Source organism: Paenibacillus albicereus (assembly GCF_012676905.1).
GTDB classification, from domain to species: Bacteria; Bacillota; Bacilli; order Paenibacillales; family Paenibacillaceae; genus Paenibacillus_O; species Paenibacillus_O albicereus.
The window spans coordinates 376208-391389 of record NZ_CP051428.1; the positions used below are offsets into that span (position 1 = coordinate 376208).

Sequence of the window (15182 nt, forward strand, 5' to 3'; positions counted from 1 at the left end):
GTGAGGACGGTCACTTTTTCTTCCGGCTCCCGCCTCTACAATAGGGGCAAAGGCTCGCGCACCGAAGGAGGAACCTCTCATGTACGAACAATCGCTGGAGAAGCTGGCGCGGCTGGCGTCGGAAAAAAGCGCGATGCAGCGCGCGCAGCCGCTGCGCTATCTCGTGCATTGCATGCTGGCCGGAGCTTATGTCGGCCTCGGCATCGTGCTTATCTTCCGGATCGGCGCGCCACTGCTGGCGGCGCATTCGCCGGTCACCTCCCTCGTCATGGGAGCGTTTTTCGGCATCGCGCTCACGCTTGTCGTATTCGCCGGAGCGGAGCTGTTCACCGGCAACAACATGTATTTCACGATCGGCCGCCTCTCGGGCACCGTCACCGGGGGAGATGCGCTTCGGAACGGGGCGTTCGTGTTCGCCGGCAATCTGCTCGGCGCGCTCGCGCTATGCGGGCTCGTCATCGGGGCGGGCATCTTCCATGGCACCCAGCCGGACGATCTGCTGTTCGCGATCGCGGCCAAAAAGATGCATCTGAGCTACGCCGAGCTATTCTTCCGCGGCATCCTCTGCAACATGCTCGTCTGCCTGGCCCTTTGGTCCGGCGCTCGCGCCAAGTCGGAGACGACGAAGCTCATCCTCATCTGGTGGATGCTGCTCGCGTTCATCGCCAGCGGCTACGAGCACAGCGTCGCCAACATGACGCTGCTCAGCCTGTCGCTGCTGCTGCCGCATCCCGACACGATCACGTTCGTCGGCATGCTGCGCAACCTCGTCCCCGTCACGCTCGGCAACATCGTCGGCGGAGGCCTGTTCATCGGGGCGGCCTACTGGTCCATCAGCCCGATCCGGCTCGGCCGGGACGAGGCGCAGAGCGCAGCCGCCTCGTCGTCTGCGCCTGCGCACCAAGAATTCCGGCGCTGAGGGCCCGGCGCTCGTCAGCATGTTCAAGCGACCCGTTCCGCCATCGAGGCGGAGCGGGCGCTTTTTTCTTTTCGCCTGTTTGCAGCAAACGGCCCGTTGACAGCACGGTAGGGGCGGGCTTATAGTCGTACAAATTAATCCAACTATGTTGATGCGAAAAATTAAAATTGGAGGAGGCTATCCATGAACATCGACAATATCGAGGCATTCGTCTACGTCAACCATTACGGCAGCTTCAACAAGGCGGCCGAGGCGCTATACCTGTCCCAGCCGTCCGTCACCTCTCGCATCCAGACGCTGGAGCGGGAGCTGGACGCCAAGCTGTTCGAGCGGCAAGCCAAGGGGGTGCAGCTGACCGAGACGGGCAAGACGTTCCTGCCCTACGCGCAGCAGATCCTCCAGACGTACCGCAAGGGCAAGCTCCATCTGCAGAAGAAGCCGTCCGTCCCCCAGGAGCTGCGCATCGGCAGCACCGTCTCCGTTTCCACGTACATCATTCCGGAGCTGCTCCCCTTCCTCAAGAGCCGCTTCCCCGAGCTGACGTTCAAGCTGACGACGGCCACGACCGACGAGCTGGGCATGCGGCTGCTCGACCAGGAGATCGACCTCGCGTTCGTGCGCAAGCTCGCCCACCCCTCTCTCCGCTCCTATCCGCTCTACGACGATCCCATCCGGCTGTATGTCTACGAAGGCCATCCGTTCGCCGCTCGCGGCCGGATCGCGCTGTCCGAGCTCACGGGGGAGAAGCTGGTGTTCTTCGAATGCGGGTCGCTCGACTGGCTGCGGCTGCATCGCGTGTTCGAAAGCCTGGAGCATCCGCCGGACATCGTCTGCCAGGCCGATCAGTCCGAGACGGCCAAGAAGCTCGTGCTCGGCCGCGCCGGCATCGCCTTCCTGCCGGGCGTCTGCATCCGGGAGGAAGCGGCGCAAGGACGGCTCGTGCCCGTCGAGATCGCGGAGACGGCCGGCATCTCCTTGCAGACGAGCCTCAGCGTGCGCAGCGGCGAGCACGCGGAGCTGGCGGAAGCGATCCGGAGCTTCCATGCCTTTTCTATGATCGAATAGAAGAAGTCTATTGGCCGGGCGGCGGCATGCGGTGCTACAGTAGAGGCAGGACTTAATCCTTACTAATTGCATAGGAATGATAAACAAATCAAAGGCCGAGGAGGAATCAGGATGGGGGAGCTGTACCGGATCGCTGCCGAGCAGGATGCGCCGCGCCTGCAGCAGATCATCTACGGAGCCTACGAGCAGATCCGCGAGCTCCGGCTGAGCTGGCCTGCCGCCCATGCGGACGAGGAGCTGATCCGCACCAATATCCGCGAGCATGAATGCTACGTGCTGGAGCTGGACGGGGAGCTGGCCGCGACGATTACGCTGTCGAAGGGCGAGGAGGCGAAGGCGATCACCGAGCTGCCCTTCCTGAAATGGTTCGCGGTCGCGCCGGAGCTGCAGAGCCGCGGCGTCGGCTCCAAGCTGCTGTCTTGGGTCGAGCAGGAGGTGCTGGCGCGCCGCATCGGCGCCGAGGCGGTCACGCTGGCGACCGCGGAGCGGCATCCATGGCTGCTCGCCATGTACGAGCGCAAGGGCTACGAGCGGTACCGGGCGATCGACTTCGGCAACGGCGACGGCACGATGCATCTGCTGCGCAAGCGGCTGCAGCCGCAGCTGCAAGAGTAGGGAACGATCAGGATAAGGGGGAGAACGCATTGAACAGACGCCTTTCACCGACATGGATTCATCCGGCACGGCCGCTGCTGCTGTCCGCCGCGCTGCTCGCGGGGCTGGCGCTGGCCGGATGCGGAGCCGGAGCCGATGCCGGCAACGCGGATAACGGAGCGGGAGCGGCCCGTCCGGCTTCCGGAGCGGAGGCTTCGGCGCAGCCGGCCAAAAAGATCATCGTCGGCACGGGCACGCAGTTCCCTCAGGTATGCTTCATCGACGCGGACGGCAAGCTCACCGGATTCGACGTGGAGCTGGTGCGGGAGCTCGACAAGCGGCTGCCCGCCTACGAGTTCGAGTTCCAGACGCTGGAGTTCAAGAGCCTGCTGCTCAGCCTCGAGACGGGCAAGATCGACTTCGCCGCGCATGAGTTCGAGAAGAATCCGGAGCGGTCGGAGAAGTATCTGTTCAACAAGGAGCCGTACGCCCACTGGCGCAACAAGATCGTCGTCGCCAAGGACAACGACGCCAAGATCGAGTCGCTGGCCGACATGCACGGCAAGAAGTTCCTCACCTCGCCGACGAGCGCCCAGGCGCAGATTCTGGAGAACTACAACAAGGAGAACGGCGATCCGCTAAAGATCGTCTACTCCAGCGGAGTGGCCAACGATACGGTGAACCAGATCACGAGCGGCCGCGTGGACGCGGCGCTCGCCGCCGACTTCTCGCTGTCGCTGATCGATCCCCAGGGCAAGCTCAAGCGGGTCGGCAAGGCGCTGTCGGAGGCGGACATCCTGTTCGTCTTCCGCAAGAACGAGCCCGAGTCGCAGCAGCTTGCCGACGACATCGACGTCGCGCTCAAGGAAGTGAAGGCCGACGGCACGCTGGCGAAGCTGAGCGAGCAGTGGCTCGGCTCGGACTTTACTTCCGAGGAGGAGTAGCAGCCCGGAGCCGGCCCGAGCCGGCTTCCGCAACGAGGAGGACCTGCCGATGGGCGGATTGCCGTTCGACTTTGCCTATGTGATCGACTTCATCCCGAAGCTGCTCGGCACGCTCGGGCTGACGCTGCAGATCGTCGCCGGCTCCTTGCTGCTCGGCCTGCTGGCCGGCCTGCTGGCGGCGCTGCCGCGGCTGTACCGGGTGCCCGTGCTGGCGCAGCTCTCGCAGCTGTATGCTTCGTTTTTCAGGGGGACGCCGATCCTCATCCAGCTGTTTCTGTTCTACTACGGGCTGCCGGAGCTGCTGAAGCTCGTCCAGGTGGACGTGAGCAAGACGCCGGTGCTCGCCTTCGTCATCCTGACCTACGGGCTGCATACCGGGGCTTACGTCTCGGAGACGATCCGCGCGTCGATCCAGGCGGTCGACCGCGGACAGGTGGAGGCCGCCTATGCCGTCGGCATGACCGGCCTGCAGGCGTTCCGCCGCATCGTCGCCCCGCAGGCGCTGGCGATCGCGGTGCCGGTGCTGTCCAACCTGACGCTGGCGCTGCTCAAGGACACCTCTCTCGCGTTCACGCTCGGCGTCATGGAGATGACCGGCAAGTCGCAGACGCTGGCGACGCTCACGCAGCATTTTGCGGAAGCCTATCTGGCGCTGGCGCTCGTGTACTTTGTCGTCGCGTTCGTGCTGGAGAAGCTGCTGAAGCTCGGGGAGCGCCGGCTGCTGCGGCATGAGCGGAGCGGCGAGGAGCCGGCGCGGCCGCGCCGGTTCGCGGCGCTGAGGCCGTCCGTGCGGACGGCTCCGGGCCAGGAGCTGAAAGGAGGGAGCGCGCCATGAATCTGGACCTGGCGTTCATCGCGGAGGCGCTGCTGAAGCTGCTGCCCGCCGTGCCGACGACGCTGCTGCTGACGGCTGTCTCGGTCGGCTGCGGCCTGGCGGCGGGCAGCGTGCTGGCGCTGCTGCGCTTGTTCTCGGTGCCGGTGCTGGGCCGGCTCGCCGCCGGCTGGGTGACGGTCATCCGGGGCACGCCGATGCTGACGCATCTGCTGCTGCTCTATGCCGGGCTGCCGCTGCTGCTCGACAGCCTGGCCGGCCAGCTCGGCTCGTCGTGGACGTCGGCGCGCATCCCGATGATCGCGTTCGCGATGCTGTCGTTCTCGGTCACGGCGTCCGCGTACGGCTCGGAGGTGATCCGCTCCGGCCTGCTCGCCGTCAGCCGCGGGCAGATGGAGGCGGCGCTGTCGGTCGGCATGACCGTGCCGCAGGCGCTGCGGCGCATCGTCTTTCCGCAGGCGCTGGCGGCGAGCGTGCCGAACCTGACGAACTTCGTCATCGGCATGCTGCATGCCTCGACGCTCGCCTTTGTCGTGTCGGTCGTCGACATCAACGCGCAGGCCGAGATCGTCGCCTCGACGAACTGGAAGTACTTCGAGGCGTTCCTGGCCGCGGCGGTGCTGTTCTGGGCGATGACGCTCGTGCTGGAGCGGATCGGGGCGGCCTTGGAGAAGCGCGTCAATCGCTACCATCGAGGGGGAGTCGCATGATCCGGCTGAAGGGAATCCGCAAGTCGTTCGGACGGACGGAGGTGCTGAAGGGCATCGACCTGAGCGTGGAAAAAGGTGAGGTGCTCGCCATTCTCGGCCCGAGCGGCTCGGGCAAGACGACGCTGCTGCGCTGCCTCAACTTCCTGGAGCGGCCGTCGGAGGGCAGCATCCATATCGGCGGCTTCTCCGCCGACTGCCGCTCGATCCGCCGCAAGGACATCCACGAGCTGCGGCGGCGCACGGCGATGGTGTTCCAGCAGTACAATCTGTTCCGCCACAAGACGGCGCTCGAGAACGTGATGGAGGGGCTGGTCGTCGCCCGCCGGCTGCCCCGGGAGGAGGCGCGCCGGCGCAGCGTCGAGCTGCTGGAGAAGGTCGGGCTGGGCGAGCGGCTGGACGCCTATCCGAGCCAGCTGTCGGGCGGCCAGCAGCAGCGCGTCGGCATCGCCCGCGCCCTGGCGCTCGAGCCGGAGGTGATCCTGTTCGATGAGCCGACGTCGGCGCTCGATCCCGAGCTTGTCGGCGAGGTGCTGGCGGTGCTCCGCCGCATCGCCCGCGAGGGCATGACGATGATCGTCGTCACCCATGAGATGGGCTTCGCGCAGGATGTGGCGAGCCGCGTCGTGTTCATGGACGACGGGGCCGTCGTCGAGGAGGGGCCGCCGGAGGAGCTGTTCCGCATGCCCAAGGAGGAGCGCACCCGGCAGTTCCTGCGGCGCATCACGCCGGAGGCGACGTATTCGATCTGAAAAAGGGAGGTTCCGCCATGTCTTCGCTGTCCATCAGCGTGCTTGACCAGAGTCCCATCCATCCCGGCGAGACGCCGGAGCAGGCGCTGGCGCATACGGTTCGTCTGGCGCGCCGCGCCGACGAGCTCGGGCTGCGGCGCTTCTGGGTCGCCGAGCATCATGACAGCGAGCTGCTCGCCGGCTCGTCGCCGGAAGCGCTCATCGGCTACCTGCTGGCGAGCACGGAGCACATCCGCATCGGCTCGGGCGGCGTCATGCTGCAGCATTACAGCCCGTACAAGGTGGCGGAGACGTTCCATGTGCTGGCCGCGCTCGCGCCGGGCCGCGTCGATCTCGGCGTCGGCCGGGCGCCCGGCGGCCTGCCCCGCAGCACGCAGGCGCTGCGGCAGGGCGCGGGCGGCGCGGGCGTGCCGCTCGAAGGCAAGCTCGAGGAGCTGAGCGGCTACCTCGGCGGCCGTCCGCTCGCCGAGCCGCATCCGCTGGCGGGGCTGCGCGCCGCTCCGGCTCCGGCCGAGCCGCCGCGGCTGCATGTGCTCGGGGCGACCGAGGACAGCGCCCGCTCAGCCGGGCGGCTCGGCCTGCCCTATGTGTTCTCGCTGTTCATCGGCGCGGACGAGGAGCTGGCGGCGCGGGCGGCGCGGGCGTACCGCGAGAGCTTCGACCCCTCCTCCGGGCGGAGGCCGGAGCTGATCGTCGCCGTGGCGGCGGTCGCCGCCGATACGGACGCAGCGGCCGAGGCGCAGCTGTCGCCGCAGAAGGTCGTCAAGACGCATCTGTCCGATGGGCGGACGGTGACGCTCGGCACGCGGGAGCAGGCGGAGGAGTTCGGCCGCCAATCCGGCCTCGCCTACCGGATCGAGGAGAAGGAAGCGATCGTCTACGCCGGGTCCAGGCAGACGGTCGGGCGCAAGCTGCGCGCGCTGCAGGAGGCGACCGGGGCGGAGGAGTTCATCGTCGTCACGAACGTGCCGGACTTCGCCGCGCGGCTGCGCTCGTTCGAGCTGCTGGCGGAGCTGGCGGCGGAGGCGGACGCAGGACGGGAAGCCGAAGCGGCAGCAGGAGGGGCTGTCGAGGCGGCTGCGGGGTCGGCTGTCGAGGCGGAAGCAGGAGGGGCTGTCGAGGCGGAAGCAGGACTGGCTGTCGAGGCGGAAGCAGGACTGGATGTCGAGGCGGCCGCGGGGTCGGCTGTCGAGACGGCTGCAGGACGGCATGTCGAGGCGGCCGAGACGCTGACTGCGGGAGATCCGGCGTGAGCGGCACGGGACGGAGCGGGCTTGCCGGAAGCGATGGCTGGCCGGCTGGCCTCTCCGAGCCGGCGGAAGCCGAGGCGGCGGAGGCGGTAGCTTCCTCAGGAGCCGGCTCGGCTCCGATCGCCAGCGATGCGGAGCTGGAGGCGCGCCTCGTCGCCATCCGGCGCGAGCTGCACCGCCATCCGGAGCTGTCGCGCGAGGAGCGGGAGACGACGCGCCGCCTGCAGGGCTGGCTGGAGGCGGCGGGCATCCTCCCGAACGCCCGCTACGGGCTGCGCACCGGCCTGATCGCCGAGATCGGCGGCCCGGGTCCGGTCGTGGCGCTGCGCGCGGACATCGACGCGCTGCCGATCCAGGAGGAGACGGGGCTGACGTTCGCCTCGCTGACGCCGGGCGTCATGCATGCGTGCGGGCATGACTTCCACGCGGCGGCTCTTGTCGGAGCCGCGCTTCTGCTGCAGCGCCGGGCGGGCGAGCTGCCCGGCACGGTGCGGCTGCTGTTCCAGCCGGCGGAGGAAAAGGCGGCCGGCGCCCGCGAGCTGATCGCCGCCGGCGCCCTCGACGGCGCAAAAGCCGTGTTCGGGCTGCACAACAAGCCCGACCTGCCGGTCGGCGCGGCCGGCATCAAGGCCGGTCCGCTCCTGGCGGCCGCCGACGGCTTCGTCGTCGAGCTGCGGGGCCGGGCCACGCATGCCGCCGTGCCGGAAGCGGGCCTCGACCCGATCGCGGCGGCGGCGCATGTCGTGACGGCGCTGCAGACGATCGCGAGCCGCAGCGTCGGTCCGCTGGACAGCGCCGTCGTCAGCGTGACGAAGCTCCATAGCGGCACGTCGTGGAACATCATACCCGACCTGGCGGTGCTGGAGGGCACGATCCGCACGTTCGACGAGGCGGTGCGCCGGCGCGTGCTGGAGCGCTTCGAGGCGATCGTCGTCGGCGTCGCCTCCGCGCTCGGGTCGGAGGCGACGCTGCGCTGGGTGCAAGGTCCGCCGCCGGTGCTCAACGATCCGGCGCTGGCGGAGCTCGGACGCGAGGCGGCCGCCGCGGCCGGCCTGGAGGCGATCGAGGCCGTCCCTTCCCTGGCGGGCGAGGACTTCGCGTACTACCAGCGCGAGGTCCCGGGCCTGTTCGTCTTCCTGGGGACGAACGGGCCGCAGGAGTGGCATCATCCCCGCTTCGACGTCGACGAGCGGGCGCTGCTGCCGGCGGCGCGGCTGCTGGCCGAGCTGGCGGAGCGGGCGCTGCGGCGGTTCGCGGCGGAAGCGGAGGAGACGGGGGCAGAGGCGGATGAGGACGGAAAGCAGCGACATGAAGGAGGAGAAGCCCATGGGAGCGATCGATCTGCAAGCCTTTCGCCGGACGCATGAACAGCTGGCGCAGGCCATCGAAGGACTGGACGAGCGGCAGCTGAAGGAAAAGGAGGCTCCCGGCAAGTGGAGCGTAACGGAGGTGCTGGCCCATCTGGCCGATCACAGCATCGTCGTGTCGTTCCGCATCCGCGACATCCTCGCCGATACGGAGGCCGGGCTGCCGCGCTTCGACCCGGACCGCTGGGTGTCGGGGCAGCATGGCGACGAGGAGGAGGCGGCGGAGCATCTGGCGGCGTTCGCGGCGCTGCTGCGGGCGAACGCCCGGCTGCTGGAGCGGCTGGACGAGGGGGAGCTGGCCAAGCAGGGCATCACGTTCAAGGGCGACCCGATCGACCTGCGCGGCATCGCGGACGGCTTCGTCCGGCATGTCGGCACGCACTTGGCGCAGATCGCCCGCATCCGGCGGGCCGTCGAAGCCGTGCGCTGAGCGCGCAGAACAAGGAGGAATCCAAGATGGGCAAGCGCAGACAGCTGCGCCTGGGGGCGATGCTCCACGGCGTCGGCAGCAGCACGTCGCTATGGCGGCATCCCGACATCCAGGCGGATGCGAGCACGAATTTCAAGCTGTACCGGGAGTGGACGCGCAAGGCGGAGGAGGGCCGGTTCGACCTCGTGTTCGTGGCCGACGGGCTGTACATCAACGAAAAGTCGATCCCGCACTTCCTCGACCGCTTCGAGCCGCTCACGATCCTGAGCGCGCTCGCCGCCGCCAGCGGGCGGATCGGCCTCGTCGGCACGCTCTCGACGTCGTACAGCGAGCCGTTCACGGTGGCGAGGCAGTTCGGCTCGCTCGACAAGATCAGCGGCGGCCGCGCCGGCTGGAACATCGTCACCTCGCCGCTCGAGGGCTCCGCGCTCAACTTCGGCCCCAAGCGGCACCCCGAGCATGACGAGCGCTACCGCATCGCCAAGGAGCATCTGGACGTCGTGCGGGGGCTGTGGGACTCGTGGGAGGACGACGCGTTCCCGCGCGACAAGGAGCGGGGCGTCTACTTCGACCGCAGCCGGCTGCATGAGCTGAACCACGAGGGCGAGTTCTTCTCCGTCAAGGGGCCGCTGAACGTCTCCCGTTCCCCGCAGGGGCATCCGGTGCTGTTCCAGGCCGGCGCCTCCGAGGTCGGTCGGGACTACGCGGCGAGCGAGGCCGATGCGATCTTCGCCGGCCACGAGACGCTGGAGGAGGCGGCCGCTTTCTATGCGGACGTCAAGAAGCGCGCGGCCGCATTCGGCCGCAACCCGGACGATCTGCTCGTCTTCCCGGGCATCGGGCCGATCGTCGGCGCCACCGAGGAGGAGGCCGAGCGCAAGTACCGCGAGGCGGCGGCGCTCGTCTCGGCCGAGGACGCGCTGCTCTATCTGGGCCGCTTTTTCGAGCATCACGACTTCTCGCAGTACGAGCTCGACGCTCCGTTCCCGGAGCTCGGGGAGCTCGGCCAGAACAGCTTCCGCAGCACGACCGACCGCATCAAGGCGGCGGCCCGCGAGCAGGGGCTGACGCTGCGCCAGGCGGCGCTGCAGGCGGCGACGCCTCGGCCGTCGTTCATCGGCACGCCGGAGCAGGTCGCGGACCGCATGCAGGCGTGGTTCGAGGCGGGCGCGGCGGACGGGTTCATGATCGGGTCGAGCGTGCCGCGCGCGCTGGAGGACTTCATCGATCATGTCGTGCCGATCCTGCAAGCGCGAGGCTTGTTCCGCCACGAGTACGAGGCGGATACGCTGCGCGGCAACCTCGGCCTGCCGGTGCCGGAGAACCGACATGCCGCCGCCCGGCGGGCTCGGCAGGCGGATGCGCCTGCGCCGAGCGGGGCTTAGCTTCGCGATATGGGGAAAATAGGGGGAATGAACGATGGCTAGAAAAGCGAGCTCGGTGGAGCAAGTCGTCGCCGTCGGCATCGGCGCGGCGCTGTTCGTCGTGCTGGGAAGGTTCGGCTCGATCCCGTCCGGTATTCCGGACACGAACATCGAGACGACCTACGTGCTGCTTGCGCTGTTCGCGGTGCTGTACGGACCGCTCGCGGGCCTGTTGACCGGCCTGATCGGGCACACGCTCAAGGATGCGATCTTCTACGGAGCGCCTTGGTTCAGCTGGGTCGTCGGCTCCGCGCTTGTCGGCCTCATCATCGGCCTGGCTTCGCGCAAGATCGACGTGCGGGACGGGGAGTTCGGCACGAAGGAGCTCATCCGCTTCAACCTCTACCAGATCGTCGCCAATGCGGCCGCCTGGTTCGTGGCCGCGCCGGTGCTGGACATCGTCATCTACGCCGAGCCGGTGAACAAGGTGTTCACGCAAGGGCTCGTCGCGGGCCTGTCCAACATCGTGACGGTCGCGGTCCTCGGCTCGCTGCTCTTGGCGGCCTACGCCAAGACCCGCACCCCACAAGGCAGCCTGACGCGGGAGCTGTAAAGCTCCGGAGGCTCGGGATTCCTGATTTCCATTCAGACAAGCAAGGGGCCGGCGCGCTGCGCCGGCTTCGCTGCTTTTTCGGAGGAGGCTATCATCATGAACGTACGCATGGACAAGGCGGCTCCGCATGCGGGCGGCAGCGGGCTGGACGCGAAGCCGTGGGCAGCAGGCCGCTCTGCCGGCGAAGCCGGCAGCCACCCCGGGCCATCCCTGATCGAGCCGGATGCGCCACCGTCAGCGGCAGGCCGCTCCGCAAGCGGAATCCCTGCCGCAACCATGCCGCCGGCCATCGAGTTGGATGGCTTCGGCTTCCAGTACCGGTCCCAGCAGGAGCCGACGCTGCATGATCTCCGTCTGACGATCGCCGCAGGCGAGAAGGTGCTGATCGTCGGCCCGTCCGGCTCGGGCAAAAGCACGCTTGCCCATTGCCTGAACGGCCTCGCGCCGCATGTGCATCCCGGCGAGATGACGGGCCGGGCGCGCGTCTGCGGCCGGGAGCTGGCGGGGCTCGGCATCCGGGAGCTGTCGAGGCTCATCGGCACGGTGCTGCAGGATTCCGACGGGCAGTTCGTCGGGATGACGGTCGGCGAGGACATCGCCTTCGAGCTGGAGAACCGCGCCGTGCCGCAGGCGCAAATGAAGGAGCAGGTGCGGCAAGCCGCGCGCGCCGTCGGCATGGAGGCGCAGCTGGGCGCGTCGCCGCAGACGCTGTCGGGCGGCCAGAAGCAGCGCGTCTCGATGGCGGGCGTGCTCGTGAGCGACACGCCGGTGCTGCTGTTCGACGAGCCGCTGGCCAGTCTCGACCCCGAGGCCGGACGGCAGGCGGTGGAGCGGATCGACGCCATCCACCGCGAGACGGGCAAGACGATCGTCATCGTCGAGCATCGGCTGGAGGAGGTGCTTCATCGCCCGGTCGACCGCATCGTCCTCATCGTCGACGGCCGGATCGCGGCCGACCTGCCGCCGGCGGAGCTGCTCAGCTCGCCGCTGCTGGCCGAGGCGGGCTTGCGCGAGCCGCTGTATGTGACCGCGCTGCGGCATGCGGGCTGCGCGATCTCGCCGGAGCTGCATCCGGAGAGCCTCGAACGGCTGGAGCTCGCGGACATTCGCGAGCGGCTGCTCGTCTGGCACGGGGCGGCATCGTCCGACCCTCCGGCGGCTCCCCGTCCGCCCGTGCTGGAGCTGGAGGACGTGCATTTCGCCTATGACGGGGAAGGTCCGGCGGTGCTGAACGGGCTGACGCTGCGGCTCGGGGAGGGCGAGCTGCTGGCCGTCGCGGGGACCAACGGTGCGGGCAAGTCGACGCTGGCGCGGCTCATCTGCGGCTTTTGCCGGCCGACCGCCGGGCGCATCCTTCACCGGGGGCGCGACCTGGCGGGCGACACGATCCAGGAGCGCTCGGAGCGGATCGGCTACGTCATGCAGAATCCGAACCATATGCTGTCCAAGACGCTGCTCTACGACGAAGTCGCGCTCGGGCTGCGTCTGCGCGGCGTGCCGGAGGGCGAGGCGCGGGAGCGCGTGCTGGAGACGCTGCGCATCTGCGGCCTCCATCCGTTCCGCAGCTGGCCGATCTCGGCGCTCAGCTACGGCCAGAAGAAGCGGGCGACGATCGCCTCCATCCTCGCGCTGGGTCCCGGTATCCTGCTGCTGGACGAGCCGACGGCCGGGCAGGACTACCGCCATTACACCGAGATGATGGAGTTCGTGCTGCAGCTCAAGCATCGGGGAACAAGCATCCTCGTCATTACGCATGACATGCACCTGATGATGGAGTATGCCGAGCGGACCGTCGTCGTCGAGGGCGGACGGGTGCTGGCGGACGCGACCCCTGCGGCTGTGCTGACCGATGCGGAGCTCGTGCGCCGGGCGAGCCTGCGCGAGACGTCGCTGCAGCGGCTGGCCGAGCGCGCGGGCATCGTGCCGCCGGCGGAATTCGTCGCCCGGTTCATCCGCCGCGACCGGGAGGCGAGGCGAAGATGAAGGCCAAGCTGATCGCCTATACCGGGCAAGACTCGCCGATCCACCGGCTGTCGGGCGCGGCCAAGCTGGTCGTTTTCGCCATCTGGTCCGTCACCGCCATGATGACCTACGATACCCGGGTGCTGCTCGCGCTGCTCGTGCTCGGCCTGATCGCGTTCCGCGTCTCGCGCGTCCGCTTCCGGGAGTTCTCGTTCGTGCTGACGCTCATCCTGGCCTTCTTCCTGATGAACCATGCCGCGATCTTCCTGTTCTCGCCGCTGGAAGGCGTCCGGATCTACGGCACGCGGCATGACCTGCTGCATCTGGCGGGGCGCTGGTGGGTGACGGAGGAGCAGCTGTTCTACCAGCTCAACGTGGCGCTCAAGTACCTGGCCGTCATTCCGATGGCGCTGCTGTTCATCCTGACGACCGATCCCGGCGAGTTCGCCTCGTCGCTGAACCGGGTCGGCGTCAGCTACCGGATCGCCTGCTCGGTGTCGATCGCGATGCGCTACATCCCGGACATCCAGCGCGACTTCCAGAACATCCGCTTCGCGGCGCAGGCGCGCGGCCTCGACATCTCCCGCAAGGAGAAGCTGGCCAAACGAGCGCGCCACATGGCCGGCATCCTGCTGCCGCTCATCCTGACGAGCGTGCAGCGGATCGAGACGGTCAGCGCCGCGATGGAGCTGCGCGGCTTCGGCCAAGGGCCGAAGCGCACCTGGTACAGCGCCAGGCCGCTGCGCGCCGCCGACATCGCGGCAATCGCGTTCGTGGTCCTGCTCGCAGGCGTGTCGCTCTGGCTGACGTTCGCGGACGGCTCGCGCTTTTACAATCCGTTCGCGTGATTTCAGAGCTCCCTCAGGCTCGTCAGACGCTCTTCCAAGATCAAGCGCAGCTCGTCCGGAATCCGCTCGAACTGAACCCCCTTCCCTAGGAACAACAGCCAATCGGCATAGTACGCCAGTGCTTCCCCATCGCTGACGTCCAGCTGGACCTGGAAGATTCCGCTCGATTGGAACATCCCGGTGAAGGACAGGATGATTCCCGGCGGATGCAGGCGCTTGAAGCGCTGGATTCCGGTCGCATCCAGCTTTACGACCAGATTGGCATCCTGCGCGCGAAGGCGCTTCTTGATTCGGATTTCTTGCTCGGAGCACTTCATCTCTTGCTCGGAAATCTCGGAATCCCTCAGCATGTCGACAGGCAAGTAACGGAATTCGTCCGTTTCGAACTCGTAGGCCTCGACCAGCCACTGCGCGTTTGAGTTGAAGATATGCAGCAAATAAACGTCCAGCAGCTGCGGCCAGCCGGGGATCAGCTCATACTTCACGCGCAGATGCCGGTCCCGCACGGCAAGCGAAATGAGCTGGTTCAGCTCCGGGGGCGCCGCATCGTCGAGCTCCAGCAGCTGCGGATGGGCCGGATTCGTATTTTCAAACAGCAGGATATGGTTGAGCTCGAGCAGCTCGTCTTGCTGGGCTTGCGACGCGATCCCGATGAGCTTTTCCGTGATGGAGCGGCGATTGTGGAGATAGGGGAGCTGCGAATTTTTTGAAGCGATGAAGCTGATGAAGATCGCCTTCAGCTCCTCCGGCGTGAACCGGGCGGCCGGCAGGTACTGGTTTTGCAGCACATGATACCCGCCGCCGCGTCCCAGCTCGGTCGTCAGCGGAAAGCCGAGCGACTGAATCTCGTTGATGTCGCGGATCGCAGTCGAGCGGGAAATCTTGAATTCCTTTTGAATCTCGGCGATCGTAAAGTGCGCGCGGTTGTTAATGTATCGCATAATTAAATTGACTCGCTCTGTTTTCTTCATGATGAAAAGGTATCATGTTTTGATACACTTTGGAATTAGCCTAAGTCTAGCAAGGCAAATTCGATCAAGGAGCTGAAGCAGATGAAGGAGTATTCCATCCAAACCATCTCGGAAAATTACAAGATGACGGCTTACGGCGTTGCGCTTGGAGACTATAAGGATTGGGCCGGCAATGCGGCGAAGACGGCGGCGAAAAAAGCGGAGATCACGGAAAACGGCAAGCTGGCCGAGCTTCTGGCGCTCTCGGACGGACAAGAGCATCAGATCAACTACGTTCTCGACGGCCAAGCTTGGCGCGGCTTCGGCGTCATGGGCGAGTTCGATGTGGAAGGCGCCGTCGTCCTCGACTTCCTCGCCGGCGATTACATCGTCGTGCCCGGCACGGGCGCCGACAAGGAGCGCCTTGCCGACGAGATCACAGGCAAAGTCTTCGGGGGCTTGCTGAACCAAATACCAGAATACAGCTATGTCGGCCCAGGAAATTCAACCTTCGTCAGAGCAGATGGAGCGGGAGGGTTTTACGGCGAAATGTGGCTTCGCAGCCAAAAAAATCCTAGCTGATTT

The 15182-nt window shown here is 67.1% G+C and carries 16 protein-coding genes; 15 read left to right on the forward strand and 1 reads right to left on the reverse strand.

Features of this window, described 5'->3' with window-relative positions:
* The first annotated feature begins 79 nt into the window (after positions 1-79).
* The 14 genes from HGI30_RS01710 (at position 80) to HGI30_RS01775 (ending at position 13647) form a co-directional block, all read left to right on the forward strand.
* Positions 80-919: a formate/nitrite transporter family protein gene (locus tag HGI30_RS01710; RefSeq protein ID WP_168906112.1), complete on the forward strand. Its 840-nt coding sequence runs from the start codon at positions 80-82 to the stop codon at positions 917-919.
* Between the two features lie 183 nt (positions 920-1102).
* A complete protein-coding gene (locus HGI30_RS01715; protein WP_168906113.1) occupies positions 1103-1984 on the forward strand; it encodes a LysR family transcriptional regulator in 882 nt (293 codons plus the stop codon).
* 111 nt (positions 1985-2095) lie between these two features.
* Positions 2096-2599 carry a GNAT family N-acetyltransferase gene (locus HGI30_RS01720; protein WP_168906114.1) on the forward strand — a complete coding sequence of 168 codons (504 nt, stop codon included), beginning with the start codon at positions 2096-2098 and terminating at the stop codon, positions 2597-2599.
* Between the two features lie 74 nt (positions 2600-2673).
* Positions 2674-3522 carry a transporter substrate-binding domain-containing protein gene (locus HGI30_RS01725; RefSeq protein ID WP_407945027.1) on the forward strand — a complete coding sequence of 283 codons (849 nt, stop codon included), beginning with the start codon at positions 2674-2676 and terminating at the stop codon, positions 3520-3522.
* Positions 3523-3571: 49 nt separating this feature from the next.
* Positions 3572-4357 (forward strand): amino acid ABC transporter permease, encoded by a 786-nt coding sequence (locus HGI30_RS01730; protein ID WP_168906115.1) that lies wholly within the window; start codon positions 3572-3574, stop codon positions 4355-4357.
* On the forward strand, positions 4354-5064 hold the full coding sequence (locus HGI30_RS01735; protein WP_168906116.1) for an amino acid ABC transporter permease: 711 nt from the start codon (positions 4354-4356) through the stop codon (positions 5062-5064). Before HGI30_RS01730 ends, HGI30_RS01735 begins: the two co-directional genes overlap by 4 nt.
* Entirely contained in the window at positions 5061-5813 is a 753-nt protein-coding gene (locus HGI30_RS01740) for an amino acid ABC transporter ATP-binding protein (RefSeq protein ID WP_168906117.1), read from the forward strand. Before HGI30_RS01735 ends, HGI30_RS01740 begins: the two co-directional genes overlap by 4 nt.
* Before the next feature lie 17 nt (positions 5814-5830).
* Positions 5831-7066, forward strand: a complete 1236-nt coding sequence (locus HGI30_RS01745) for an MsnO8 family LLM class oxidoreductase (protein WP_168906118.1) — start codon at positions 5831-5833, stop codon at positions 7064-7066.
* A gap of 116 nt (positions 7067-7182) precedes the next feature.
* Complete coding sequence (locus HGI30_RS01750) at positions 7183-8430, forward strand: amidohydrolase (RefSeq protein ID WP_168909663.1); 1248 nt, start codon at positions 7183-7185, stop codon at positions 8428-8430.
* Positions 8390-8860, forward strand: a complete 471-nt coding sequence (locus tag HGI30_RS01755; RefSeq protein WP_168906119.1) for a DinB family protein — start codon at positions 8390-8392, stop codon at positions 8858-8860. The genes HGI30_RS01750 and HGI30_RS01755 overlap by 41 nt, the downstream gene beginning before the upstream one ends.
* 26 nt (positions 8861-8886) lie before the next feature.
* Complete coding sequence (locus HGI30_RS01760) at positions 8887-10245, forward strand: LLM class flavin-dependent oxidoreductase (protein ID WP_168906120.1); 1359 nt, start codon at positions 8887-8889, stop codon at positions 10243-10245.
* 34 nt (positions 10246-10279) lie between these two features.
* Positions 10280-10837: an ECF-type riboflavin transporter substrate-binding protein gene (locus HGI30_RS01765; RefSeq protein ID WP_168906121.1), complete on the forward strand. Its 558-nt coding sequence runs from the start codon at positions 10280-10282 to the stop codon at positions 10835-10837.
* A gap of 276 nt (positions 10838-11113) precedes the next feature.
* The gene (locus tag HGI30_RS01770) at positions 11114-12820 is read left to right on the forward strand and encodes an ABC transporter ATP-binding protein (protein WP_168909664.1); all 1707 of its coding nucleotides are present in this window, start codon (positions 11114-11116) and stop codon (positions 12818-12820) included.
* Positions 12817-13647, forward strand: coding sequence for an energy-coupling factor transporter transmembrane component T family protein (locus tag HGI30_RS01775; protein ID WP_168906122.1), 831 nt, complete (start codon positions 12817-12819; stop codon positions 13645-13647). The genes HGI30_RS01770 and HGI30_RS01775 overlap by 4 nt, the downstream gene beginning before the upstream one ends.
* Before the next feature lie 2 nt (positions 13648-13649).
* Here the strand turns inward: HGI30_RS01775 and HGI30_RS01780 are convergent, their stop codons facing one another.
* Positions 13650-14618, reverse strand: a complete 969-nt coding sequence (locus HGI30_RS01780; protein WP_328805220.1) for a helix-turn-helix transcriptional regulator — start codon at positions 14616-14618, stop codon at positions 13650-13652.
* 81 nt (positions 14619-14699) lie between these two features.
* On the opposite strand from HGI30_RS01780, the gene HGI30_RS01785 reads away from it, so the two are divergent.
* Complete coding sequence (locus HGI30_RS01785) at positions 14700-15179, forward strand: hypothetical protein (protein WP_168906124.1); 480 nt, start codon at positions 14700-14702, stop codon at positions 15177-15179.
* Positions 15180-15182: the final 3 nt, after the last annotated feature.